We start from the raw sequence: 23,820 nt of genomic DNA on the forward strand, positions 1-23,820 counted from the left end.
AGTACCCGCGGACGCGCTGTCGAGCGATATCTGGGGCATGGATGAACCCAGGAGACCATTATGAGCGATTTCAATCTGAGCGCGTTTTCGCAAGCCGTCGCCGATCTCGCCGCCAAGGCCGCGCCGGCAACGGCTGGCTTCGCCACGCATCATCACCGCACGGCAAGCGCCTTCCACTGGCGCGACGGCTATTTCGTCACCGCTGAAGAGGCTGTCGAGGCCGGCGAGGAGATCGAACTGGTGTTGGCTTCGGGGGAAACGGTGAAGGCCGAGCTGGTTGGCCGCGACCCTTCTACCGGTGTTGCCCTGCTGAAGCCGGCGGAGGCCGTCAGCGCCGCGCCGTTGGCCAAGGCCGATGCGGTGCGGCCGGGCAACATCGCCATTGCCATCGGCAGCAGTGACGGTTCCGCTTTGGCTGTTTCAGGCTCGGTGGGCGAAGTCGGCCCGGCCTGGCGCTCGATGCGCGGCGGCACCATCGACCGGCGCATCAATCTTGCCGTCGGCGCGGGCGGCCGTTTCGAGGGCGGCCCGGTTCTCGACGCCAAGGGTGCGCTGATCGGCATGCTGTTGTTCGGACCGCGCCACCGGGCGCTGATCATGCCTTACGAGACGATCGAGCGGGCGGTCGCGACCTTGCGCGAAAAGGGCCATGTCGCGCGCGGCTATCTCGGCGCCGGCCTGCATCCGGTACGCGACCGCGACGCGCACGGCGCGATGGTGATGAGTCTCGATGACGATGGTCCCGCGAAGGCCGCCGGTCTCTCTCTTGGCGATATCATCGTGGCGTGGAACGGCGAGGCGGTGCACGGCCCGCGGGACCTGATCCGCAGGCTCGGACCCGACAGTGCCGGCGCTTCGGTGACGCTCGGTGTCGTGCGCGGCGGCGAACAGCGCGATGTCGCGCTGACAATCGGCGAAAAGCCGCTGAGCTGAGAGGATCCATGGACACGCTCACCAGCGACCGGATCATGCATGACGGTGCCGTCTCGCGGCGGCTGGTGGTGCTGATTGCGCTTGGCGATGCGTCACGCGCCGAGCGCCTGGCGGCATCGCTGGCCGCGAGCGATGACCTGCTGCCGGTCGTGGCTGGCGGTGGAAGAGCCGACGTCGCCATCGTTGACGACAGCATTGGTGATGGCGTGCCGGCCCTCATTCCACGGGTGCTGCTGACCGGACGCGCTGGCGGCGAGTGGCCCGCCGGTGAGGTGCTGGCCGTGATGTCCGCTGGCGCGGACGATTTGTTGATCGCCGCGGCGGCGCGGCTGGCCGCGGCCGGCTATCGCGTCTCGGGCGAGCGCGGAAGCGGACGCCATGAGGATTTCCGTGCCGGCGATGGCGAGCCGTTCGAGGAGGAAGCCTCCGACGAGCATGCCGCCCGGCCTTCGCTGTCGCCGCGTGAGGCGGAAGTGTTGGCGCTGCTGGCCGAGGGCGCTCCAAACAAGGTGATCGCGCGGCGGCTCAACATTTCGGTGCACACCGCGAAGTTTCATGTCGCCGCAATCCTGATCAAGCTCGGTGCCGCCAACCGCACCGATGCGATTGCCATTGCGATGCGCCAAGGGCTGGTGCTGGTCTGATCCCGATCACACCGCCGCCTCGATATCGGTGAGGTGGAAATCATCACCCTTGAACAGGAGCGGCATGGCCTCGAGCCGCGCCGTGGCGTAGGCGATGCAGTCACCGAAGTTCAGCGCCGCCGGGTGCCGACCCTTGCCGTAGCGCAGGAAGGCTTGGCGGGCGACAGCTGCATGATCGGCGGTGAAGGCGACGGTCTCGATCGAGGCGGTGTGTAGGAAGCTGTCGAGGCGATCCAGGATTTCATCTTGCTTGCCGCCGGCAAGAACCATCGTCGTTTCAAGAAAAGTTGGCGCGGCCAGCAGGCGTCTCTTGGCCTGCGTGATCGCCAGCACGAAACGTTCGTGACCTGGCTCGGCGCGCAGAATGGCGACCAGGGCCGAGGAATCGATGATCATTTCGTCGGGATTCCGAACTCGTCGTATCCAAGGATTTCGTCGTCGGTCATCGCATTTTCGCGTTTGGGGATTTTTCCGGCGCTGTCGGAGATCGCCATCAACCGCTGAAACAGGTCGCTGGCTTCGTCGCGCGGCACCAGCCGCTCGCGTGCAACCTCGCGCTCGAGACTTTGGCGGATGGCCTCCGTCACCGAGACGCGCCGGCGGCGGGCAAGTTCGCGCGCCAGTTGCTCGACTTCCAGATTCTTGATCGATAGCGCCATTCTATATCATACCTATCCATATAGAATATATACCTAGGCGGTCGATAAATCCAGTAGGTTTGTAGTGCTGGCCACGATAGCCTCCGCAACGTCACCGTGGCCTCCCGCAGCAAGCTCTTGATGTCCGAGGCCGTCACAGGCAAGGATCGCGCAGCGAGACAATGCAGGCGGAGGGAAAATGTCGCTCAAGGGAAAGACGCTGTTCATCTCCGGCGGGTCGCGCGGCATCGGGCTGGCGATCGCGCTGCGCGCCGCGCGTGACGGCGCCAATGTGACGATCGCGGCCAAGACCGCCGAACCGCATCCGAAGCTGCCGGGCACGATCTATACGGCGGCTGAAGAGATCGAACAGGCCGGCGGCAATGCGCTGCCTGTGCTGTGCGACATCCGTGAGGAGGCACAGGTGGCCGAGGCGGTCGCCAGGACCGTGGAGAAATTCGGCGGTATCGACATCTGCGTCAACAATGCCAGCGCCATCCAACTCACCGGCACGCTCGAGACCGACATGAAGCGCTATGATCTGATGCATCAGATCAACACGCGCGGTACCTTCCTGGTCTCGAAAATGTGCATTCCTCACCTGAAGTTGGCGCAAAATGCTCACATCCTGAATCTGGCGCCGCCGCTCGACATGAAGGCCAAGTGGTTCAGGAACCACGTCGCCTACACGATGGCCAAGTTCGGCATGTCGATGTGCACGCTGGGCATGAGCGCCGAGTTCGCCAAGGACGGTATCTCGGTCAATTCGCTGTGGCCGATCTCGACCATAGACACGGCGGCGGTGCGCAATCTGCTGGGCGGCGCGACGGTTGCGGCGATGAGCCGTTCGCCGGACATCATGGCCGATGCGGCGCATGCCATCTTCATGCGGCCAGCGCGCGAGACAACAGGCAATTTCTACATCGACGAGGAGGTGCTGCGCGCCGAAGGCATCAGCGATTTTTCGGTGTATGCGCCTGATGCGACCGGGCCGCTGGCCGGCGACTTTTTTGTCCCCGACGAGGTGTTCGCCCGCACGGACAGCAAGATCAGGAATATTTACTAGAACTCTTTGTTTTGACGCGACGCGGGCGTTGAGCCAAGCCCTTCGCCACCCGCAGAGTCATGGCAAAGCCTTGCTCGAACAAGGCGGTAGGGCATCGTTCCTGCCGGACTGATTCAACTTCCGGCCGGCGCAGGTCACGCCTCGTCCTTCTTGCCTTTGCTCAGGCCCATCAGCCGGTCGATATAGGCGAGCATGAAGGCCGAGACGACGAAGGCGAGGTGGATGATGGTCAGCCACATCAACTGGTCGGTGGTGTAGGACGACGAGTTCAAAAACACCTGCAAAAGGTGGATGGACGAGATGGCGACGATGGTCGAGGCGACCTTGACCTTCAGCGAACCGACATCGATCGTGCCCAGCCAATGCACGCCGTCGTCGCCGCCGTCCTGGTCATCGAAGCGGCTGACGAAATTCTCGTAGCCCGAGATGATGACCATCACCACCAGCGAAGCGACCAGCGCGGCATCGATGAGGCCGAGCATCTTCAGGATGGTGTCGGTGTCACCGAGCGTGAACGCCAGGGTAATGAACTCATAAAGCTTCTTGCCGAAGGACAGCGCATAGACGGCCAATGCAAGGGCCAGGCCTATATAGAAAACGACGAGCAGCCAGCGCGACGCGAGGATGATCGATTCGATGGCGAGTTCGAGACGCTTCATAGGATGATTCCGGCTGGTTATCTCTCGGACAATGGCCGTATTCCGCCAGGTCGCCACCGTTTGCAAGACAAAAAGCCCCGCCGAACAATGTCCGGCGGGGCTCAATGCGTCCCGCTGGAGTCGGGACGGGGCAGGGAACGCCCAGGCTTGAATCTGGGGTAGGTGCGCTCGCGATTCAATGAGCCGTGTCTAATGGCTGTACAATTCTTGTTGAACCCGGCACATCCATCCACCCCCGGCAGTGCCGGGGATGGATGCTTCTCGTGCCGATTCCGCAAACCAGGTCATGGTTTTGAAATCATGACCTAATTGTTGCTGGCGACCGGTGCCACCAGCGACGTGATGCGGCGAATGCCAACGCGCCGGTTCTCGCGGTTCGGCGCCGACGTATTGACCTTCAGATACTCCTCGCCATAACCCTGTGTCGTCAGGTTCTCCGGCGGGATGCCGAAGGCGTTGGTGAGCGCTTCCGCCACTGATTCCGCGCGGCGATCGGAAAGGGCCAGGTTAGCCTCCGGTGTGCCGACGGCGTCGGTGTGACCTTCGATCAGGAAGGTCTCGGCCGGGTTCTTCTTCAACAACTTCTCCATTGCGGTGGCGACGCCCTCGAGCTTCTGCACCTCGGTGTCGGAGATCGAGGCCGAGCCGAATTCGAAGTTGAGCGTGTCGAGATCGACGCGCCGTGCGATGTCGCGCACGCGTGCCGAACGTTTGACCTCGTCGATCGAGTAGAGGCGCTGGACCTTCTCCACCGGTGGCTGTTCGAGGAAGGTGTAGTAGTCGTCCGGATCCTGGACATCCTCGGAGTCCAGAATGTACTCCTCGCGCGGGATTGTCAGCCGCATCGGCGGCAGATCATCGCCGGGATCGCGCCAGTCGCTGTCGTCCTCATAGTGCCGCTCATCGACATAGCTCAGCACATATTCGCGTCCATCCGGCGCAATGCGCGAACGCTGGATGACGTCGCCATAGCGGTTGCGGATGGTGACGATCTGGACACCGTTGTCACGCTCGACGATTTCCCGGGTGCGATTGCCCGAGAGATCCTCATAATAGACGTTCCTGGCGCCGCGGGTCATGCGCGGGGCGTCATTGCTCTCGACGAACGTCTGGTTGTTGAACTGCAGGATGACGCGGTCGCCGAGTTCCCTGACGACGTCGACGCCTTTCGGACGCCGGCGGTCGCGGACGTTCTCATCGGGTGCACGCTCTACGCGTGTGCCCTTTTCCTCGGTCACCGGCGCGATCTTCTCGGGCTTGATCTCCTGCTGTGCGGCCCTGTCGTCGGTGGGGGGCGGGCCTTGGTCGATGGGAGCAGCCACCGGCTTGCGGCCCTGATCGCCACCTTGCTGGGCATTTTGCCCGCCATTCTGCTGCTCGCCATCCTGGGGGACGATCTTGTCGCCCTGCTTGCGGCCGCCTCTGCGCTCGGCGTCCTTCTGGCTGTCCAGGATGGGAGCGGCGTTTGGATCGGCCGGTGCTTCGCCTTGCACCGGGCTTTCGCCCTGTACCGGTGCTGCCGTCTGACCATTGGCCGGTTGTTCGCCGGTGGCTGGCTGCTCGGCTGTGGCCGGCTGCTCGCCAACAGGTTTCCTGACACGCTTCTTCGTCGTGTCCTGGGGCTGCTCGCCCTGGGCCGCGGGCTGTTCGCCGGCAGGGGCCGTCGCCTCTCCAGCGGGAGCCTCCTTCGGTGCCGGGGCGACTTCAGGTTGGGCCTGCTGGTCCTGCCTGTTCTTCTTGCGCGGCTTGGCCTGCTCGCCGGGCTGATTGTCGTTGGCCGGTTCCGCCTGGCCGGCCGGCGCCTGCTCGGTTTGCTGCTGGTCGCGTTTCTTCCTGCGCGGCTGCTGTTCCTCGGCTGGAGCGGCCTGTTCGGCCGGCGCCTGCTCGGTCTGCTGCTGCTGGTCGCGCTTCTTCCTGCGCGGCTGCTGTTCCTCGACGGGTGCTGCCTGTTCGGCCGGCGCCTGCTCGGTCTGCTGCTGCTGGTCACGCTTCTTCCTGCGCGGCTGCTGTTCCTCGGCGGGTGCGGCTTGTTCGGCCGGCGCCTGCTCGGTTTGCTGCTGCTGGTCGCGCTTCTTCCTGCGCGGCTGCTGTTCCTCCGCGGGTGCTGCCTGTTCGGCCGGCGCCTGCTCGGCCTGCTGCTGCTGGTCGCGCTTCTTCCTGCGTGGCTGCTGCTCCTCGGCGGGCTGCTCGCTCTGGGCAGGCGCGGCCTGCTGTTCAGGCTCGGCCTTCTTGCGCTCGCGCTTCTGTTCGGGTTCCGCCTGCTGCTTTTGTGCGCAGGCTTCGGCCGCTTCGCCTTCGGCGCATGCTGCTTGCGCCAGGATGAATGGGGCTGCCGTGCGCTGGGCAAGACCGGACGCGACACTTCCCTGAAGCGGGAACGCGCCCAACGGCGCGGATGCCATCAACAGGCCAAGTGCCGTGCCTGCCAGAATCCGTGGTTGGCGTTTCATCGAAATTCTCCTTGTGGGGTCCCATCCTTGCCGAAACCGATCTTGTGCCGATTGGTTCCAGTCTGGCACTGATAGAGGCCGTACGGGGCGATTGACCGACCTTTTGAAGGCAACTTCATGTCATTCACCTGGCAATAGCCGCAATTGCGACCATTGCCGCGCTTGACCTTGCCCGCGGCTGGGGCCACATCCCGGAAATGGAAACGCCATTCTGGAAAACCAAGGCGCTGGAGGCGATGAGCCCGGCCGAGTGGGAATCACTGTGCGACGGCTGCGGCAAATGCTGCCTGTCAAAGCTTGAGGACGAGGACACCGGCGAGATCTACTGGACCAGCGTCGGCTGTCGGCTGTTCGACGCCGAGACCTGCCGCTGTTCGGACTATGCCAATCGGCTGGCGCGCGTTCCCGACTGCGTCGGGCTGACGCCGCAGAATGTGCGAACCATCAGCTGGCTGCCCAGCACCTGTGCCTATCGGCTGGTGGCCGAAGGCCGCGACCTCTACTGGTGGCACCGGCTGGTGTCGGGCAGCGCCGAGACCGTGCATGAAGCCGGCATCTCGATGCGTGGCCGGGTCAAGGCGAGCGAAACCGATCTTGCCGAGCCGGAAGACTATTTTGACTATGTACTGGACGAGGAGCCGTAGGACCAGCGGCGGTGAGCAAGAGCCTCGCGTTTGAAGACATTCGGCCAATCCGCGGGGTTGGAACCGGGCGCCGGGTCAGGCGTTCTGGCCTTCACCAGGGCTGGGGACGATGGCGAATGGCCGGAACTTTCCTTTTCCCGCCATATGAACCGGAGATGAACGGCAGGTTCGTAAAGAGTTCAGACAGGCAAGCGCATTCTCCCCTCATCGGTTCACAAGGGGCGAAGGCCCGCAAAAGGAGAGAAGATGATGTTCAACACGATCAAGACGGCAGCCCTTTCGGCCCTGGTCGGTCTCGGCACGCTGGCGGCCGTTCCCGCTCACGCCGACAGCCTCTATCTGGGCTTCGGCAACAACAACGACCCGCGTTTCGGCGTCTATACCGGTGACGATGGTTATCGCCATCGCCGTGACGAGCGCCGTGGCGACTGGCGCCGTGGCTGCTCGCCGGACCGCGCCCTCGACAAGGCCGAACGCATGGGTCTGCGCCGTGCCCGCATCGTCGACGTCAGCCGTCGTACGGTGAAGGTGATGGGCCGCCAGGACGGCGACCGCGTCGTCGTCGTGTTCGCCAATGAGCGCGGCTGCCCCGTCATCTATCGCTAAGGCCGGCTTTGGCGGATCATAGAGGCATGATCGTCTGCGAGGATCAGCCGGGACTAGCCGAGCCCCTTTCCGTTTGAAGGGTGTGGCTCGAAAAAACCCCGCGGGAGCAATCCCGCGGGGTTTTTCATGCACGCTATTGGCTGATGATTGCCGTGGTCAGGCTCAGCCACGGATCGTCAGAGCCGCCTACTTCAGTTCGAAGGTGACGGTGACCTGCACATTGTAGGCGTTCTCACCGGCTTGCACCGGAGCCGCAGCACCGGCCGCGGCGTCGAAGGCCTTGGCGTTGATCGGCATTGGCGTCGGCGCCATGTTCTGATCGGTGATCTCGAGCACGCGACCGAGGCTGACGCCGGCGGCCTGGGCCAGCGTCTTGGCCTTGGCCATGGCGTTGGCGACCGCCTTCTTGCGCGCCTCGGTGACCGTGGCCGCCGGGTTGTCATTGGTGAAGGCGATGCCGCCGCCCTGGTTGACGCCGAGCGACACTGCCTTGTCGAGGATCTCGCCCGTCTTGTCGACATCGCGCACCCGCACCGAAAGCGTGTTGGTCACCTGATAGGCGACGAGTTCGGCTTCCTGGCTGCCGTCCGGCTTGTTGGTGTAGTTGTAGCGCGGGTTGATCTGGATGCCGGCGGTCTTCAGGTCGCGATCCTGGATGCCGGCCGACTTCATCGCCGCGATCACGGCGGCCATGGCGTCATTGTTGGCATCGAGCGCCGCGCGCGCGGTCTTGGCCTCGCGCATGACGCTCAGCGTCAGGACCGCCAGATCAGGCGCTACGGTTGCTTCGCCTTCGCCCGACACGATGATGCGGGGCGGCGTCGGCAGATCGGCGGCTCCAGCCATCGCCGGAAAAGCGATTGCAGTGGCGAGCGCGAGAGGCAAAAGATGTCTGGTCATGAAAATCTCCTTGGTCTGCGATCAAGTCGCAAGGGGCCGCGTAGAGCGCGATTATGGGTTGATTTGGGCGATCTGCGGAAGCCCATCGGGAAAGCCTTGTGCCGCGATGCGAAAAACATTAATCCAGCCCGCGTGGGGCCTGTAGCTCAATGGTTAGAGCCGGCGGCTCATAACCGCTTGGTTGGGGGTTCGAGTCCCTCCGGGCCCACCATCCAGTCCCCTCGTTTTTCGGGGTTTCGACCGTCTCAGAATACCTCCGACATTTCCGTGGGTTAGCGCCGAGTAGTGGGCAACACTTGGCTGAGACGCCGCGGTAAACGCAAAACACCCGACTTTTAAGTCGTCCGTCTCTGTCGGGCGAATTCCGTAGCCAAGTGTTTGCCAAAGCGATGGTCGACTGGTCAGCGAGATGCTCGCCGGATGGTTAGAAGCCCAGGAGTGCAGCCTGGTCAGTCCAAGTAAGGGGGAGGTCCGACAATCGGGACAGCCGGTGCGCCGTTAGTTCAACAGGTTGATCACCTGCAACGATGTTGGCCGCAATTTTTGGAACGAGGAAAGCGAAGGGCAATAGGCGGCTGACCTCGGATGTATCGGTGCCGTTGAGCATGGCAACGTCGGTAAGGCTGCGACCGACTCCGTCTGTAAGTTGGCCGAGATATAGGTGGGCGCGGCGCAGAAGGTTGATCAAGGCGGCATCGGGTGCCCGGTTGATATTGGATCCGTTGGTAAGCACGATCCGCGTTTCGACGCCGCGACGCTTCATTCCGATTGGACATTCGATGGAAGTTACTTGGGCGCTATCGTTGGGTGGCAGCTTTCGGTCGAGAAGCAATTCCGATAGCGAGCGGCGATCCAGTTCGATGGTCAATAAACCAAGCTTGAGGGTGATCCTGTGAACGATCTTTTGGAGGAGAGATCGCTTCGCATCCGTAGTGCCTGAAGCCCAACACGACCGCATCTCGTCAACTCGCCGCATCGCTGCCTGGATTTCGCCAGAGTCTGCCCATTGCCGAATCCAATCAGACAGTTGGGCTTGATCACTGAGAATCCGATTGAGGCGATGCTCAACAACTGACTCAAGTGCGGGTGCCGGAAGACGCCAGCCCTCGGAACCTTTCCTGCGCTCATCGACGAACTGCTTTGAGACATAGTATCGGTAGCGAACACCTTGCTTATTGGCATGAACCGATCGCAATTTCTCGCCCGCTTCATCAAAGAGCAGACCGGTGAGCAAATGGGCTTGCGTGACATTGGACTCGCTTCGCCGCCGCGGCGCCTGAGAGGCAAGTAGTGCCTGGGCCTCGTCGAACGTGGCAGACGTGACAATTGGCTTGTGCTCTCCATCGTAGACCTGATCCTTGTGCCTGATCTTGCCGACGTAGACCGGGTTCGAAAGCAGGTGGTAGAGGTTGCCGCGACCAAACGGCATGGTAACTGCAACTGATCCGTCTATGAGGTGTCGCGATCGTGTGGAAACCCCGTCGCTCGCAGCCTCATCGACAAGGTCGCGCACTGACCTCAGGGTGAGATAGCGGGCGAACAGGTGTCTGACTGTTTGTGCCTCGGTTTCGTCAATCACCAGCTTGCGGTACTCGACACGATAGCCCAGGGGCACCACGCCACCCATCCACATGCCTTTCTTCTTCGAGGCCGCGATCTTGTCGCGGATACGCTCTGCTGTAACCTCTCGCTCGAACTGGGCGAAGGACAAGAGCACGTTGAGCGTGAGCCTGCCCATTGAGGTTGTGGTGTTGAACTGCTGCGTGACCGAGACAAACGAGACGGAGCTGGCATCGAAGATCTCGACGATCTTGCAAAAATCCATCAGCGAACGGGTGAGGCGGTCGATCTTGTAGACGACCACCACATCGACCTCTTTGTCCCGGATGTCCTGTAGGAGACGCTGCAGGGCAGGGCGCTCCATCGTGCCGCCCGAAATCCCGCCGTCATCGTAGTGGCTTGGCATCAACTTCCAGCCAAGACCGACCTGCGATGCGATGAAGGCCGCGCACGCTTCGCGCTGGGCATCGAGCGAATTGAATTCCTGCTCCAATCCCTCTTCGGTCGATTTGCGAGTGTAGATCGCGCAGTTGAGGCGAGGGATTGCTGTCATAGGCCAAAGAACCTCGGGCCAGACCAATGGGCGCCGGTAATGCGGCGGGCGACAGCCGACAGCGATCCGTACGTCTTGCCATCGAGCACGAAGCCGTCATAGACCACTTCGATAACGTGCATCCGGCCATTCCATTCCCGCACCAGACGGGAGCCGATTGTTGGCGGAAGGGATCGTGGCGGCGACGTTAGTGCCTTATCCGATGACGCTGCTCGGACCGACGGAACACCGTCCTCGCGATCCGGTCCAGTATTGCTCGGTTGGACAGCCTTTACGTTGGACTGGCGCGCGTTGCCTGCTCCGAGTGTTTTCTTGACGGTCGAAGGTAAACCACCCAATCGCTTGGCCTGGAGATGCCAGGCGGCCGACCGTTCAAGCAACCCACGTTTGACCCCTTTGGGCGGCGGGCAGCCATAGGCCTTTTTCCATGCTGCCGTGAGTTCATCACGCGTGAGACCGCCAATCCCGGCGATCTCACTATCCAGATCCTGTCTTTTGCGCATCTAGGTCAACCGGCGGTCTTCGCCTCGGCAATGCGGTACCGCCTTTGTCCGTCCTTGCCGGTGTCGCTGAGCAGTTCGTGGCCAAGCTTCTTCTTGACGGTACCGGAGAGGAAACCCCGCACCGAATGCGCCTGCCATCCCGTCGCATCCATCAGGGTTTGGATTGTAGCGCCTTTGGCCGACTTCAGCTTCTTGAGGACGATGTCGGTTTTGGTAGGCGCTGCGGGCGCTTCGTCCTTTGCCTTCTTGACCGTCACCGCGACGGTCACCACGGACTTCTCGCGCGGCTTCCGGGTTGGGGTGCTGTCGTCGACGCTGGGTGCCGTATCGGCGGCTTCCGCATTGTCGGCCTTCATAGTGGTGTTGTTAAAGATAGACATTTCAAATCTCCATCAGTTAGAAGCCCGGACCATTCCGGCGCTTGTACTGACCGAAGCCCGCTGTCTTGGCGGGCTGGAGATTCTGCTCGTTGTTAATCCATTGTTCTTCTGCTGCGCTGGCAACACCAATGCTTCGTTGCCGTATGAAGTCCAGTCGAATATCGCTGCCTTCGAGGGCTTAGACCACACCAGTGGACCTTCCCACGACGTGTCGATGCTCCCAAGTCCATCTGGCATTTGAAAAGTTAGGAAATCGCGATGAAATGACAGCGATCCGCAATGAACCGCAGATCTTCAATTCTTCGGAAATAAGTCAAATATAGAAAGGGCATTGCCTAGGCTGTCTTAATATCGGAGGAAGGGCAAATGGAAATCGCGGAAGCCTCTCTTACAGCCGAAGATGACAAGGGGAATGGCGATCCAGGGTCTACGCTAAGGGCCAGCCCTCTCCGCATCGGAATCTCTACGCGCGCTCTTTTTGATCTGGAGGAGGAACATCGCGTATTCGAGAACTACGGCGTCAAGTCGTATGCGGCCATGCAATCGAACGCGAGGACGTGATCCTCCGCAGGGGTGCTGGCTTTGAGGTAGTCGAGCGGTTACTCGCGCTGAACGATCCTGAGGCTGCTCCGTATGTTGAAGTGATCCTTCTGTCCCAGAACTCGCCCGACCTCTCTCTCCGAGCGTTCAAGTCGATCGATCATTATGGGCTTGTCGTCAAGACAGGCAGTTTTACTAGCGGGCGGTCACTCGCTCCTTTTGTTCCTGCTTGGGGCATTGACCTATTTCTCTCAAACGCGGACACGGATGTAAAAGGAGCGGTGGACGGCGGAGCAGCCGCTGCTCGGCTTGGCTTGGCGCCCAAGGATCGTGCCGAAACACCCCAGGGCGAGGTCCGGGTCGCGTTCGACGGCGATGCTGTAGTGTTTGGCCCCGAGTCCGACGCAATCTACAAAGAAAAGGGCCTGGAGGCTTTCCTTGCGCATGAGACCGCGAACGCGAGCAATCCGATGGCGCGCGGCCCGTTTGGCAATTTTCTTCACAAGTTATCGGCATTGCGCCGAGTTTTCCTTAATGAGGGCAACGTGAGTAAGGTCCGCATCGCACTTGTCACTGCCCGGAACGCCCCTGCGCATGAGCGCGTAATTCGGACGCTGAGAGCGTGGGGAACACCAGCTGACGAGGCGCACTTCGTAGGCAGCCGTGAGAAAGCACCCATCCTGAAGGCGCTCGGGGCCCACATTTTCTTTGATGATCAAGAGAAGCACGTATTAGGCGCGGCGGCAGTGGTTCCTGCCGGCCATGTTCCCGGACCTCACGATCCGGCTGCGCCGGTAATCCCGGCCGGCTGATTCTTCAGGATTAGATCTCGTTCGCTTTGACTGAGCGTCCGAACGTGACGGCATGCGATCTGGGCATAGTGGAAGCCGAACGGCGGCTTTGCGCCCACATAACGACGTTGAGCAGAACCCGGCCGCATCCGAGGAGCGGACATTAAAGCGAACGGACGATGTAGCACGCCGATGCCGCTAGACGATCCGAGATACTGAGGTTGTCGGCTCAATGATCGCAGCTTGTAGCAGAGCGCGAAAGGCTACGGTCAGGACAGCCGCCGCGATCTGCACCCGGAGGGTTCGTTGCCATTGTTTTCGGGCGCCCACACCATCAGTTACGACCTTCGAAGCGTTCGGGGTTTTGAGACGCCCGCAACGCCGCCGTCGATTTTCTGTATTTCAAACCGAGACAAAACCCGAAATGTACGTCCTTAACCATTCATTGACTCGCGCCCCTTGCAATCTCTAAATCGGTTCTGAGGGAACGTTCTTGCACGTTGCGTTTTGAGGCGCTTGATGTTGAACCGACTCGATCACCCAAACCTTTCCCCCGATGATTTGCAGACCTGCAAACGGGTCTTCGAGCGGCTTTGTTCCGAGCGAAATTTCGACCATACGAGCGAAGAAGCAGAGCACATCGCTCCGGCGGTGATCCGTCACTTTCAAGAAGGCCACATGGACGAAGGCGATCTTTGGCTTGCCGTTCGAATGTGCCGCACATTTCGGGAGGCCTTGGCAATGCATCGCAGTGTCGGTCGGCTGGCCTACTATCAGGGCGCCCGACCTGGCTCGGATTTGCTGAACAGCCTGGCATAGACTTCGAGTTGGCCATGAAAGCTACGGCCGTACCGATACGCCTGACCGACGCGGCTGCGCGAAGACCCTATGACTAACCAGCTACCACCTCGCAGCTATTCTGAGGCAGGTAGCTGCTTCACGCTCTCTTGATTGAGGAGAGTTGCCAGCCCGATAATGATCTGCGGCATAACAAACGGCTTGGTGATCATCAGGCTGTTGGGCACTCCAAGCGACGGCCAGTCGTCCGCGCCATCGCCGCTCATGTATATCACTGGCATAGTGGGATTGACGGTTCGGAGGTGTCTGGCCACATCCCACCCGGTTCGGCCGTCTCCAAGCCTGATATCTGTGAGCAGAGCCGCAACTCGCTCCGGCTCACGATCAAAAATTGCAATGGCTTCAAGGCCCTTTGAGACGGGAATCACCTCAAACCCGGCCTCCCGGAGGGAGCTTTCGATGTCCAAGAGAATGATGCTTTCATCTCCACAACCAGTACGGAAACCGACGGCATTGAAAGGTATGCCTCCCTGAGTATTCCTCGGCAATTCAACGGCCGCAGGCCCGAAAATGCTCCTTAGACAATAACATATGTTAATGCGGCGAAAGCGGGCTGGGACTCGGAGGGCGCAGCCGAAAGGGAGGAGCCTCACGCAAAACAGTCATTTAGATAGGAACTTATAAACATATGTTATAGTTTGGAGGGTTCTGAGTGGTAGGTCATAGGGGAGCACGATTTGAGGTCTGACTCGAGCGTCGCCTTGTCCCAAGGCTTATCGGAGAGACAGACATCACAGAGGCGCAAGCCCTGGAGTTGATATCGCTTCTAGGAGCGAATTGGTCCTCCCTGATGCGGGAGGCCAAAGGCATCAAGCACAATCTAAGGTCACCAACCATGCCGCCCTCGAGAACATTAGCGCCCCCAGCAAGTTAGGGCCAACCCCAAACAGGTTCTTGATGGCACAGGCTCCCTCTTCGAACATTTTAATCCGCAAGCTCCAGACCATCTCGGAACTCGCACCGTCAGATATTGCGCTCTTGGGGAACATCTCGATTCAGGAGAAGGAATATCATGCCAACGAAGACATTCTGCGCGAGGGCGACAAACCGACCCTTTCCTTCGTCGTTCTGGACGGCTTGATAGGCTCGACCAAACTAACCGGCGACGGCAAGCGTCAGATTTCCTCCTTTTTTGTTCCGGGCGACATTCCCGACCTGCATGGTTTGCATTTGTCGGTCATGGATTCCACTTTCACACCTTTCATGCCGACGCGGGTGGGCTTCATGCGGCATGACGCTCTTCACGATATTTGCGACCAGCACCCTTCGATAACGAGAGTGTTTTGGCGCTCGACGGTGATCGATGCGGCGATTTATCGAGAGTGGGTCACCAACGTCGGGAGACGCGACGCCTATGCTCGTATGGCTCACCTTCTTTGCGAACTGATAGTCCGCCTGCACTCCGTGGGCCGCATTGAGGATCGTGTGGCCCACCTTCCGATCACGCAGGCTGCACTTGGCGACGCACTTGGGCTTTCCACCGTGCACGTGAACCGGGTGCTTCAGGAACTTAGACGCGACGGTCTGATATCCACCGTTGGCTCGCGTTTTCATGCGACCGACTGGGCAGGGCTCGTCCGCGCTGCAGATTTTGACTCTACCTATCTGCACCAAAGGGCTGCGCAAACAGGTGCCGATTTCTGAGCCTGCTGGCTCGCTCATAATCCGTTCAGCCAAGCCCTTCGCGATCCGCCGGTCACAGCTTGACGAACCCGACCGCAGACATAAAATAGCGACGGCATGACTTCTCAAAGATACGACCTCAGGAAGGAGCCCGACGAAACCTGGACGGTGTTTGACGTGTTCACTGGGCAGCCAGCAGACGCGTGGGGCGCTCCGGCGGAGTATCTTGACGAGGAGTATTCCCGCGATCTCGTCAGCGTTCTGAATCTTGTCGACCTGAAGCGAAGGGCCGCCCCAGGTAACCTCTAAGTACGACTGCCTAGGAGCGCCTGATAGCGTCGAAATTCCGCAAAGTCACCGTTCTGCGGGCGCCACCTGACATGGTGGAGAGGCTGAGCGGGCCGTGCTAAGGGCGAACCCGAAGCCTTAAAGGCGCTGGTCAATTCGCCGCCGCCATAGCTACCAGACCCGCATAACGTTGTTAATCCGGCAGCAGCATCTCCTCTTGGTCGGCCGCAGCCTCGAACAGTAGCCGGAAGTCACCAATCGGCATTTTGCCATCCATCGCAGACAGACATGCCTCCGCCGCCGACCGCCACTTTGGGCCACGGTTGGACCACTTCAATAGTTCCTCGGCGGCAGTGCCGATACGGCTGATCCCAAGGCGGAATCCCGGTCGGTCGGTTTTGACGTAGACAGGCGGGTTGAACCAACGATGGGGCATCAGGGTTCGCGCACGTCGAACGCGACGAATAGCTGCCAAATGGAGGCTGTATTGACGATCATTTCGACTAGTTGGCAGTCGGTTTCACGAAGGTCACGGCCGCGCTCGCGCACCAATGCAATGGTCGCCTTCACGGAAATTATGTCGCCCGGTAGATAGCCCAACAGGGCCTCGCGAACCAGCTCCTTGGCCGCTAGCTGCGCAGGCCAAACAGGTGCTTGAATGTCCATCCCATCCTCCCAGAGAGACAGAACCTCAATGACCCATTCTGTGGTGCACTTTCCGAAAAAGGCAAGGGCCGGAAACGTACAAAGCAGGTTCTGAAGGGCGCCAATCCCTTAGATCTGCGCCTTGCGCTTGAGGGCATTGCTGGGCGCTCTTGATCGTGCCGGCACACGTGCGGAGGGTCGGCATTTCGTATCTCCTAGCGGTTTGTTCGGCCCTGTGAGAGCCTGGGCCACTGGTCGGATTGAGGGTCGTGCCGGTGATCTGCCAAACATTTACCCGGACGGAGAATGCTCCCCTTCGAGATGTGTAATCCGAAAGATCGTCGGGTTACGGTCGCAAAGCGCGCCGCCAAACTGCGCCCACAAGCGTTCGCACTCTCTTGCCCTAGACTCGGGGTGCCCGGTTCGCCATAGAAGATCATGGCTCCGCGAACATCGTATCCAAGCACCGAAGCGTTGGCCACCAACTGAATGGCCATACCCAAGGTGATGGGACCGATTTTGGCCTCAGTTTTAGTGGAGAGGTCGACCACACCAAACACTTCCGCATTGACGCCTCTGCCAGCCAAAACGGCCGTCGAGATCGCATTATTCGCGGAAAGAAGCATTCGATTAGTCGCCCGTTGAAACGGCTCTACCAACTCTCAAAGGCAAGGTTTGCTCCCGATCACCCGACCTATCGCAGGTGGGGCGCCTTCGGCTGCAACAATCAACTGAATCAGGCGGCATCTCTCATTTCTGCGTCGTTGACGGGAAACTCCTGGAAAGACAGGCCACTCCGTCGAGCCCAATTCCGCTCAACATCGAGGAGTTCATTCTCACCAGTCAAGCCGTTCATAAACAGTCTGAGTACGTGTGCAGCTATGCGCTCACCGTCCTGCGAAGCAACACGTACACCGCGCTCTTTGCAGACCGTCCGACAAACATGGGCAAGCACCATAATATCGCTCGGCTCCAAAAACCGACCTGGATATAACATACCGTCCTCCCTGGGAAAGCTACATTGAGCTTCTGATTACATAGGGTCACCGGCAGCCACAATTAACTATGATAGTCGTTTACTCGACTCTGCAGAAATTTGAGCTGCCCACCAAAACGCATCGGGCATAGCGCCACTACGGCACCGAGGTACGGGCTATTCAGGACACGCGAGGTGCCTCCGAGCTTAGAATTTTAGGCAAGCTTCGCTTCTTCGCGTGAGAGATCCACCATAATCCGCAGGCAGTGCACTGTGAACTCTCCCCCGAAAGACCGATAGCAGCGGCGCAATTGTGTGGATCCGCGCTGTTTAGCCCATTCACTCGACGATGTTCAGGACGCTCGTTCTATGACAGCGACGCGCTTGGCCTCCCCTCATCGCTCCGCAAGCGGGGCGGGCGCCTTGATTAGTCATTTTTCTGGGAACCGTCGTTTCGCAGCGAAGTTCGGTACCGAAGGGACGTTCCGAGATGGAGTTGATCATGAAACAGGTTCTTTTCGCTTCAGCCATTATGGCACTGTCAACTGGCCTCGCCTTTGCGCAATCGACCACCACGACCACAGGCGGATCGTCGAGCTCGACAACCAAGACAATGCCGAGCACTACGACCGATCAGGGGACGGATTCGACCACCACGAGTGGAACGAACTCGAACTCCGCCAAGGACTGCGCTCCGGGTCAACAAACTGGTAGCGCCAAGCAGGCCGCGCCAGGTCAACAGGATACCGATGCTAACTCGGCTGCTCCTGGCCAGGTGAAGAAGACCACGGAAGGCTGCTGACCTGACCTGTCCCAGGTTGATGCATAGCGGTCGATTCTCAGGATGTCGCCGCATTGGAAAAACCCGTCGTGCTAGGCCGGCACGGCGGGTTGATAGCAGGACTATAGTCTTGCATTTCGCAGCGAAGGTCCAAGCTGTGCCAGTTGGTTCTCTGCTTGTCCAACGGCCGTTCCATTACATTAGTTAGTCGACATATATGTTATCGCCGCCTGCAATCTGTGCCATGTTGGTTCACCCTAGTGGCACCTGTTTTGCATCGCCCGCGACAGCAGGGGAAAACCAACACCCCAGCGAGTCCCGTTATCCCTGGGACGGCCTGCCGCTGCCGTGAATGGGGCGGCGGGCTTTTTTCTTATTCGATGAAACGAACGGTCATGCCGTGAGTTGGCTTCCCAAAGGAGGAGCCGATGAAAAAGGAAGGCGATGGGCGTGTAGACAAAGGCAATCAGCAACTGCTTGCCCGTCGTTTGTCTGAAGAAGTCGGCATTTCAGAACCTGAGGCGCGCGCTCTGATCAAGCTTATCGGCACGGACTGGAATTCGCTGCTTCGTGAAGCCCGATTCTTGAAGGAGCGTCATTAGAAGTCCGCCGCCTATTGGGGCGCCGGCGGCGGACCTGTTAAGCGGCTACATCCTTGGGAATCGACCGCTCGTAGGGTTAATGTGCCACTTGGAGGCCAGTTCCATGTAATTGCACAGCGGCAAGAGCATGCGACTTCCGCTTTATCCGGCATAGGCCATCAGGCGTAATTGTAGCGACGCCATTGTCTAGTATCATATGGGGCCTGGTCATTAGGCCCACCCTCGTGCCCAGCATGGTCGGCACGGTCACTCACTCGATCCTTCGGCTGCTTGATCGTGCCGACTACTGCCGACGTCTGCTACTGCCGGTGGAAAGAGCCGGTTCCAAGGGCTGGTGCCCTGGCAATTCATGCCAAGCGACTTGGCGTAGGTCGCGCATGTCGACCTGCTGGCCGCACGTGGGGCAGGTGTAGAAATTCTCCCGCTCGTCGGCTGGCTCGCCGCCGTGCTGCCTGCCGGGGATGGGTGGTCCAAGGTCGGATAGCTTGGTCATCTACTGCCCAGCGCTTTTGCTTCTCGTTCTAGCGTCTCACGGTCGTTGCCGTGCTTTTTGATAAGTTCACGCACCTCGGGGATCGTAAGCTGAAACTTGCTGGCGAGATAACCGACCTCATATTCTTCGTCGCCTGATACCCGGTCGCGGTCGCGGAAATCACGCTTGCTTTTGTCGTCGGCCATTGGTGTTGCTCCTAGAGGTTGTTGATCCGCAACGCGCACCGGGTCGCATTGTTCATCCTTCTTGGAACTATTTTAGCTAAAGCTGATTGAATCGCGGGTGTGGGTCAGTTGATGCGTTTGAAGTTCATCAAGCCGATGGAGCCGGAGCTTGTCGATAACCCGCCAGAGGGTGACGACTGGATTCACGAGATAAAGTTCGACGGCTATCGCACGCAGATCATCAAGGACGAAGACGGCATCCGAGTGCTGACGAGGAGAGGGTACGACTGGACTGCACGCTACCAGATCCTTGCCGACCAAGCCGCCGCGATTGAAGCCGACGACTTCATCATTGAGGGTGAAGCCATCGTGGTTGATGAGGCTGGACGCTCCGATTTCCATGCGCTGCAGTCGGCGGTCAGCAGCCGCGAGACCTATCAGGACTATTATCTCGTCGCCTTCGATTTGCTGCACCTAAACGGCACGACCTCCGCAGCATGCCGCTCGAGGATCGGCGCGAGATCCTGCAGGGAATGATCGAGGCCGGCGGCCGCATCCAATTCAGCGAGGCGATGCCCGGCACGGGCGACGCGGTTTACTACCTTGCCGACCAGACTGGACAAGAAGGCATCGTCTCGAAGCGCCGGGACAGTCTCTATCGCAGCGGCCCGACGATGAACTGGCGCAAAATCAAGTGCTACGATGAAAAGGAGATGGACATCATCGGCGTTCAGCGTGATCCGGGCCAGGCGGCAAGGGTTCTTATGGCTGACAACGGCCGCTATCTCGGCACCGCCAACGTCAATTTCAAATTCGACAAACGCAAGCGCCTCTGGGACCGCGTGCAGGGCAAGGTGGGCGGCCCTGTGCCGAAAGGCCTGAAGAGAGACAAGGCGGAATGGCTGAAGCCGGGTCTTGTCGGCCGCGTGAAGTTCCTGAAAGGTGAGGAGCAACTACGCCACGCGAAGCTGCTCGATTACCGGGAGGAGGAATAATGGCGGTCGCCAAGAAAGATCAGGAGCGCATCACCTATGCCTGGATGTATGGCTCCCAAGCGCGCAAGGACGGTAAGGAGCGCTCAGTGCCGGAGTATTGGGAAGAACAGGCCGACGCTTGGCTGCAGGGTTTTGATGACCATCCTTTGGCCGACGCCGGCAAGGTCAAGCCTGTCAGTGAGCAGATGGAAGCGGAAGTCGATGAGGCCGGCGTCAGCGAGCATTAGAGCGGCTTGCCGGCGCGCATCATGGCCCGCGCAATCGCGAGCTGCGTTTCCGTCCTGGCGTTCTCTTTCTGCGTCATGTTGTCGGCGGCGATGAGCCGTTTCAATGCCCGCAATATCTCGCCCCGCGTCCATCCCGCCTCTATCATGCAATCGACAATCGCCTGAAATCCGGGCTCCATTGCCTCCTGGCAGTCAATTGCCCGGTCCTGATATTCGTCCTGTCTCCTGGGTGGATTGATCATGCGCTGCATTCTCAGTTGGCGGGGCCTTTGGGCATCGTCTCGGACGTAGTTCCGTCGAGAAGATCGAGAAACGAGTGCATCGCCTTCACCATCATCCGCGCACCGTTTTCGTTTAATGTGAAGGATCGCTTCCCCTCATCAGTCAACAGCCCGACCAGGCAGACCTTGGGATTGTCGCGGTCGTCGATATCGATTGTGACGCCCGATACCCCTGGCAGCATCACGTCCTTTTGCTTCTTAGGCATCACTACGACAGCCTTGACTCGTTCTCACTCTGTTCCCATTTTGGGCAGGCCTCGATCCTTGTCAATGAGACGACCCTAAAATGTGTGGACGCGTTTTCGTAAAATCGACAATCCCGGACATGGTGCGGCGCTTCGAGTTCGCGCACCCCGGCGACATCGAGCGCTTGGGCAACGGGTTCCCGATCTGGAACGGTGCGCCCAGCCTGACCTATCCAATCATTAGCCGCGAAGAGCTTTCCACGAGCATGGCCGGTTTCGTTTCTGCGAAGTGGGGACTTGTTCCCGGCTGGGCGCGCGATGGCGGCGGCCGTCCGCCGCCTGTCAATGCGCGCTACGAGACCATTGCCAGCAATGGCATGTTCCGAAAGGCATATGCCGCGCGCCGCTGCCTGGTGCCTGTCGACGGCTATTTCGAATGGCAAAAGCTCGACCCTTCGGGCAAGAAAAAACAGGCTTACGCTATCGCCATGAAGGATGACGATCCTTTTGCCATGGCTGGAATCTGGGAAGAATATGCCGACAAGGCGACCGGCGAGTTGATCCGGACCTTCGCTGTCGCCACCTGCGAGCCAAATACGTTGATGGCGACGATCCATGATCGCATGCCGGTTATTCTGGCGCCGGCCGATTACATGCGCTGGCTCGGGCCGGAAACAGATCCTCGCGACCTCATGAAGCCCTATCCATCCGACCTCATGAAGATGTGGCCGATCGACAGCAAGGTCGGGAAACCAAGCAACAACACGCCCGACATCATCGACGAGATCGGTTTGGGGCCGACCGATTTGTTCGACGTCTAGAGATACTGATCGCCGTCGCCGCGGTGCTCATAGCAGAACCAATGTGATTCCCTGCGCGGCCGGGCAAAGCCCCAGCCGGCGACCTTGCCACAACCGTTACGCTCACATGTGTGGCCAAGCACCTTCACGTGGTCGCGCTGTGCCGGCGTCATGCCTTCGGCTAGTCTCGCTGGTTCGTCGCTCATGGCAGAAAGATTCCACAGTCAGACTTGACGGGCAAGGAAAATGTTCCTTTTCTGTTCTCATGGCACACGAACCGATCGACACGCTGGGCAAAGCGACCCGGCACAACATGCTTGTGAAAGCGGAATGCAGCTGCGGCAATGTCCGCTACTGCCGATCGGCCGACCTGATGATGGTCTACGGCGGCGGCGTCGATCCGCAGACGCTGAAGTTCGATTGCAGCCGGTGCCAACCTCAGATCAAGATCACGCTGCTGGAGGTGCATCCAGAGCACTTGCCGAAGCGTCTGCTGATCCACAAACCGATGAAGATCGACGGCAAGATCACCTGGCATACCGAGCGCTTCAAAGGATGACGAAGACCCTCGCCGATACGTTGGCCGCGCGCGAATGCCTCTATGTAAATTGCGGGCATGCTATGTGCTGCAAGTCCATCAAGCTCGACATCCATGCGCTGATAGATCGCCTCGGGCCAGATCACGGATCGATGCACTGGGACCTGGTCGGGCTTTTTGGCTGCTCGGATTGCAAGGCTGCGGGTCGCGACCATCGACCGGTGTTCTTCACATGTATTCCCGATTACGAGGGTCAGCAACGGAAGCGCAATCGCGAATGGGAGCCGACTTTCGATGGTGAGTAACAGGTAGCCGCGCGGCAGGGCATGGGAGCGTACCGGCAGCATGTGGAGTTGTTGGGCTGTGCGGCGCTGGCCAAGCAGACATCAGGTCCGCCGCCTAACACACACATGGCCATTCTTCCAGGCGCAGTTAAGGTGTGGTCCCGGAAGCCAAGGCCTGTGTGTGCGTCCGTCGGCCATTCCCTACGGTTGGGTAGAGTCATTGTGCTTGGCAATTTTCTCCAAGAGCTTACGTGAGGCTTCGAGGATAAGGCGTGTTACGGCGACTCGTCGGCAGGCTAGCCGCTGTGCTGGTCGGATAGCTTCGTCATGGCTATTTAGTGGTTTACGTCCGGCATGCGATGGTCTTAACGAGCAGTACGTATTCGGCCTCTGGCTTGCCGTAGGTGCCATTTGAGCAGGCCGCAAGGCCGCTGCGGTCCCTAATACGCACTTCGCCCCGCCGAGAATAGATGAGCCCGCGTCCTTCCAGCATTTGAAGCCCAACGGTAACTCCTGGCCGTCTTGCTCCAAGCATGACGGCGAGAAACTCATGGGTGATCGCAAGGCGTTCGCCGTGGATCCGATCGTCACACATCAGAAGCCAACGCGCCAAACGCTCTTCAAGGTTTGATTTGGCGTTGATCAGGGCCGTATAGCTGGTCTGAATGTGGAAGTAGTGGACATAGCGTAACAGGAACAGGCGCAATGTTGGGCTGTTCGCAAGAGCATCCTTGAAGGGCTCGGTTCCGATCCGGAAAGCGCTACCGGGCGACTGAACGTAACATTCATGCGGGGCATAGTCAGCGCCCATCACGAGCGCGGCACCGGTCATTCCCTCAAAACCGACAAGTCCAACCTCGGCCTCCTTGCCTGAAGCCGTCGCGACCACAGAAGCGATGCCGTCCTCCAGGAAGTAAACCGTCTCGATCTCTGAATCGGCTTTCTCTAAGGTCATCTTCAGCTTGAGGGCACACGGCTCAAGATGTGGCTGCAAAAGCGCCAGGTCACCAGGGTTAAGCCGACGCAGCAATTCGTTTTTATAGGAATCGTTCTGTGGATTGGTCATAGCTCAATCCCACTTGGGGCAAGAGCTTTCCAATCTCCTTGCCGTCCGCGCCCGTAAACACGTGCAGACGATTTGGCGAACTTACGCCCTCTGGCGCGCGATTGACAGTGAAATGCAAACTGATGCACGGCGTCCCCTCAGCCGCGG

Annotated in this window: 29 protein-coding genes, 1 tRNA gene and 2 pseudogenes; 16 read left to right on the top strand and 16 right to left on the bottom strand. The window is 59.8% G+C overall.

Annotation, left to right across the window (positions count from 1 at the left end):
• Positions 1-60 precede the first annotated feature (60 nt).
• Together NKJ11_RS07785 and NKJ11_RS07790 are read left to right on the top strand one after the other, a co-directional pair.
• A complete protein-coding gene (locus tag NKJ11_RS07785; RefSeq protein WP_023809649.1) occupies positions 61-933 on the top strand; it encodes a S1C family serine protease in 873 nt (290 codons plus the stop codon).
• 8 nt (positions 934-941) lie between these two features.
• Positions 942-1,577: a helix-turn-helix transcriptional regulator gene (locus NKJ11_RS07790; protein ID WP_127297399.1), complete on the top strand. Its 636-nt coding sequence runs from the start codon at positions 942-944 to the stop codon at positions 1,575-1,577.
• 6 nt (positions 1,578-1,583) lie between these two features.
• On the opposite strand, the gene NKJ11_RS07795 is transcribed toward NKJ11_RS07790, so the two are convergent.
• Positions 1,584-1,973: a type II toxin-antitoxin system VapC family toxin gene (locus tag NKJ11_RS07795; RefSeq protein WP_352555774.1), complete on the bottom strand. Its 390-nt coding sequence runs from the start codon at positions 1,971-1,973 to the stop codon at positions 1,584-1,586.
• Entirely contained in the window at positions 1,970-2,236 is a 267-nt protein-coding gene (locus tag NKJ11_RS07800) for a type II toxin-antitoxin system VapB family antitoxin (protein ID WP_023809646.1), read from the bottom strand. The genes NKJ11_RS07795 and NKJ11_RS07800 overlap by 4 nt, the downstream gene beginning before the upstream one ends.
• 178 nt (positions 2,237-2,414) lie before the next feature.
• Here NKJ11_RS07800 and NKJ11_RS07805 point away from each other — a divergent pair, with 178 nt between their 5' ends.
• Positions 2,415-3,281, top strand: coding sequence for an SDR family oxidoreductase (locus NKJ11_RS07805; protein ID WP_128305473.1), 867 nt, complete (start codon positions 2,415-2,417; stop codon positions 3,279-3,281).
• 134 nt (positions 3,282-3,415) lie between these two features.
• Here NKJ11_RS07805 and NKJ11_RS07810 read toward each other — a convergent pair whose 3' ends face one another.
• Together NKJ11_RS07810 and NKJ11_RS07815 are read right to left on the bottom strand one after the other, a co-directional pair.
• Positions 3,416-3,940 carry a TIGR00645 family protein gene (locus NKJ11_RS07810; protein ID WP_352752108.1) on the bottom strand — a complete coding sequence of 175 codons (525 nt, stop codon included), beginning with the start codon at positions 3,938-3,940 and terminating at the stop codon, positions 3,416-3,418.
• A gap of 305 nt (positions 3,941-4,245) precedes the next feature.
• On the bottom strand, positions 4,246-6,390 hold the full coding sequence (locus tag NKJ11_RS07815; protein ID WP_352752110.1) for an OmpA family protein: 2,145 nt from the start codon (positions 6,388-6,390) through the stop codon (positions 4,246-4,248).
• Between the two features lie 197 nt (positions 6,391-6,587).
• On the opposite strand from NKJ11_RS07815, the gene NKJ11_RS07820 reads away from it, so the two are divergent.
• Both NKJ11_RS07820 and NKJ11_RS07825 read left to right on the top strand, forming a co-directional pair.
• On the top strand, positions 6,588-7,034 hold the full coding sequence (locus NKJ11_RS07820) for a YcgN family cysteine cluster protein (protein WP_013530173.1): 447 nt from the start codon (positions 6,588-6,590) through the stop codon (positions 7,032-7,034).
• A gap of 249 nt (positions 7,035-7,283) precedes the next feature.
• Positions 7,284-7,640: a hypothetical protein gene (locus NKJ11_RS07825; RefSeq protein WP_023809642.1), complete on the top strand. Its 357-nt coding sequence runs from the start codon at positions 7,284-7,286 to the stop codon at positions 7,638-7,640.
• A gap of 186 nt (positions 7,641-7,826) precedes the next feature.
• On the opposite strand, the gene NKJ11_RS07830 is transcribed toward NKJ11_RS07825, so the two are convergent.
• Positions 7,827-8,540, bottom strand: a complete 714-nt coding sequence (locus NKJ11_RS07830; RefSeq protein WP_352793011.1) for an SIMPL domain-containing protein — start codon at positions 8,538-8,540, stop codon at positions 7,827-7,829.
• 135 nt (positions 8,541-8,675) lie between these two features.
• Here NKJ11_RS07830 and NKJ11_RS07835 point away from each other — a divergent pair.
• A tRNA-Ile gene (locus NKJ11_RS07835) sits at positions 8,676-8,751 on the top strand.
• Positions 8,752-8,964: 213 nt separating this feature from the next.
• Here the strand turns inward: NKJ11_RS07835 and NKJ11_RS07840 are convergent.
• The 3 genes from NKJ11_RS07840 to NKJ11_RS07850 are packed head-to-tail and all read right to left on the bottom strand — an operon-like array spanning position 8,965 to position 11,536.
• Entirely contained in the window at positions 8,965-10,653 is a 1,689-nt protein-coding gene (locus tag NKJ11_RS07840; protein WP_023809640.1) for a recombinase family protein, read from the bottom strand.
• Entirely contained in the window at positions 10,650-11,156 is a 507-nt protein-coding gene (locus NKJ11_RS07845; RefSeq protein WP_352793012.1) for a DUF2924 domain-containing protein, read from the bottom strand. Before NKJ11_RS07845 ends, NKJ11_RS07840 begins: the two co-directional genes overlap by 4 nt.
• A gap of 5 nt (positions 11,157-11,161) precedes the next feature.
• Positions 11,162-11,536, bottom strand: a complete 375-nt coding sequence (locus NKJ11_RS07850; protein WP_245273115.1) for a DUF3489 domain-containing protein — start codon at positions 11,534-11,536, stop codon at positions 11,162-11,164.
• 366 nt (positions 11,537-11,902) lie between these two features.
• Here NKJ11_RS07850 and NKJ11_RS07855 point away from each other — a divergent pair.
• Positions 11,903-12,888 (top strand): annotated as a pseudogene (locus tag NKJ11_RS07855) (5'-nucleotidase).
• A 498-nt stretch (positions 12,889-13,386) separates the two neighbouring features.
• Entirely contained in the window at positions 13,387-13,686 is a 300-nt protein-coding gene (locus NKJ11_RS07860; RefSeq protein WP_127291960.1) for a hypothetical protein, read from the top strand.
• Positions 13,687-13,781: 95 nt separating this feature from the next.
• Here the strand turns inward: NKJ11_RS07860 and NKJ11_RS07865 are convergent, their stop codons facing one another.
• Positions 13,782-14,132, bottom strand: a complete 351-nt coding sequence (locus NKJ11_RS07865; protein WP_245273111.1) for a response regulator — start codon at positions 14,130-14,132, stop codon at positions 13,782-13,784.
• Positions 14,133-14,622: 490 nt separating this feature from the next.
• Between NKJ11_RS07865 and NKJ11_RS07870 the strand changes: the two genes are divergently transcribed.
• Positions 14,623-15,369, top strand: coding sequence for a Crp/Fnr family transcriptional regulator (locus NKJ11_RS07870; protein ID WP_023809607.1), 747 nt, complete (start codon positions 14,623-14,625; stop codon positions 15,367-15,369).
• A 460-nt stretch (positions 15,370-15,829) separates the two neighbouring features.
• Here the strand turns inward: NKJ11_RS07870 and NKJ11_RS07875 are convergent, their stop codons facing one another.
• Both NKJ11_RS07875 and NKJ11_RS07880 read right to left on the bottom strand, forming a co-directional pair.
• Entirely contained in the window at positions 15,830-16,072 is a 243-nt protein-coding gene (locus NKJ11_RS07875; protein WP_023809609.1) for a DUF982 domain-containing protein, read from the bottom strand.
• A complete protein-coding gene (locus NKJ11_RS07880; RefSeq protein ID WP_023809610.1) occupies positions 16,072-16,302 on the bottom strand; it encodes a hypothetical protein in 231 nt (76 codons plus the stop codon). The genes NKJ11_RS07875 and NKJ11_RS07880 overlap by 1 nt, the downstream gene beginning before the upstream one ends.
• A gap of 1,457 nt (positions 16,303-17,759) precedes the next feature.
• Between NKJ11_RS07880 and NKJ11_RS07885 the strand changes: the two genes are divergently transcribed.
• Together NKJ11_RS07885 and NKJ11_RS07890 are read left to right on the top strand one after the other, a co-directional pair.
• Positions 17,760-18,059 (top strand): hypothetical protein, encoded by a 300-nt coding sequence (locus NKJ11_RS07885; protein ID WP_127291957.1) that lies wholly within the window; start codon positions 17,760-17,762, stop codon positions 18,057-18,059.
• A 407-nt stretch (positions 18,060-18,466) separates the two neighbouring features.
• Positions 18,467-18,640, top strand: a complete 174-nt coding sequence (locus NKJ11_RS07890; RefSeq protein ID WP_023809614.1) for a hypothetical protein — start codon at positions 18,467-18,469, stop codon at positions 18,638-18,640.
• Positions 18,641-19,129: 489 nt separating this feature from the next.
• Here the strand turns inward: NKJ11_RS07890 and NKJ11_RS07895 are convergent, their stop codons facing one another.
• Complete coding sequence (locus NKJ11_RS07895; RefSeq protein WP_023809615.1) at positions 19,130-19,318, bottom strand: DUF3606 domain-containing protein; 189 nt, start codon at positions 19,316-19,318, stop codon at positions 19,130-19,132.
• 135 nt (positions 19,319-19,453) lie between these two features.
• On the opposite strand from NKJ11_RS07895, the pseudogene NKJ11_RS07900 reads away from it, so the two are divergent.
• Positions 19,454-20,292, top strand: a pseudogene (locus NKJ11_RS07900) (ATP-dependent DNA ligase).
• Positions 20,292-20,519, top strand: a complete 228-nt coding sequence (locus NKJ11_RS07905; protein ID WP_023809616.1) for a hypothetical protein — start codon at positions 20,292-20,294, stop codon at positions 20,517-20,519. The pseudogene NKJ11_RS07900 and the gene NKJ11_RS07905 overlap by 1 nt, the downstream one beginning before the upstream one ends.
• Here NKJ11_RS07905 and NKJ11_RS07910 read toward each other — a convergent pair.
• On the bottom strand, positions 20,516-20,761 hold the full coding sequence (locus tag NKJ11_RS07910) for a hypothetical protein (protein WP_023809617.1): 246 nt from the start codon (positions 20,759-20,761) through the stop codon (positions 20,516-20,518). The genes NKJ11_RS07905 and NKJ11_RS07910 overlap by 4 nt on opposite strands.
• Before the next feature lie 11 nt (positions 20,762-20,772).
• Positions 20,773-21,006 (bottom strand): hypothetical protein, encoded by a 234-nt coding sequence (locus NKJ11_RS07915; protein WP_023809618.1) that lies wholly within the window; start codon positions 21,004-21,006, stop codon positions 20,773-20,775.
• An 80-nt stretch (positions 21,007-21,086) separates the two neighbouring features.
• Here NKJ11_RS07915 and NKJ11_RS07920 point away from each other — a divergent pair, with 80 nt between their 5' ends.
• Entirely contained in the window at positions 21,087-21,806 is a 720-nt protein-coding gene (locus NKJ11_RS07920; RefSeq protein WP_023809619.1) for an SOS response-associated peptidase, read from the top strand.
• Here the strand turns inward: NKJ11_RS07920 and NKJ11_RS07925 are convergent.
• Positions 21,803-21,991, bottom strand: coding sequence for a hypothetical protein (locus tag NKJ11_RS07925; RefSeq protein ID WP_023809620.1), 189 nt, complete (start codon positions 21,989-21,991; stop codon positions 21,803-21,805). The two genes, NKJ11_RS07920 and NKJ11_RS07925, sit on opposite strands and share 4 nt — an antisense overlap.
• 167 nt (positions 21,992-22,158) lie before the next feature.
• On the opposite strand from NKJ11_RS07925, the gene NKJ11_RS07930 reads away from it, so the two are divergent.
• Both NKJ11_RS07930 and NKJ11_RS07935 read left to right on the top strand, forming a co-directional pair.
• Positions 22,159-22,344, top strand: a complete 186-nt coding sequence (locus NKJ11_RS07930) for a hypothetical protein (RefSeq protein ID WP_352793013.1) — start codon at positions 22,159-22,161, stop codon at positions 22,342-22,344.
• A complete protein-coding gene (locus NKJ11_RS07935) occupies positions 22,341-22,628 on the top strand; it encodes a hypothetical protein (protein ID WP_023809622.1) in 288 nt (95 codons plus the stop codon). The genes NKJ11_RS07930 and NKJ11_RS07935 overlap by 4 nt, the downstream gene beginning before the upstream one ends.
• A gap of 322 nt (positions 22,629-22,950) precedes the next feature.
• Here NKJ11_RS07935 and NKJ11_RS07940 read toward each other — a convergent pair whose 3' ends face one another.
• The gene (locus tag NKJ11_RS07940; protein ID WP_023809623.1) at positions 22,951-23,673 is read right to left on the bottom strand and encodes a Crp/Fnr family transcriptional regulator; all 723 of its coding nucleotides are present in this window, start codon (positions 23,671-23,673) and stop codon (positions 22,951-22,953) included.
• Between the last annotated feature and the right edge of the window lie 147 nt (positions 23,674-23,820).

The sequence above is a fragment of the Mesorhizobium sp. M0243 genome, from assembly GCF_040321775.1.
In the GTDB taxonomy this organism is placed as follows: domain Bacteria; phylum Pseudomonadota; class Alphaproteobacteria; order Rhizobiales; family Rhizobiaceae; genus Mesorhizobium.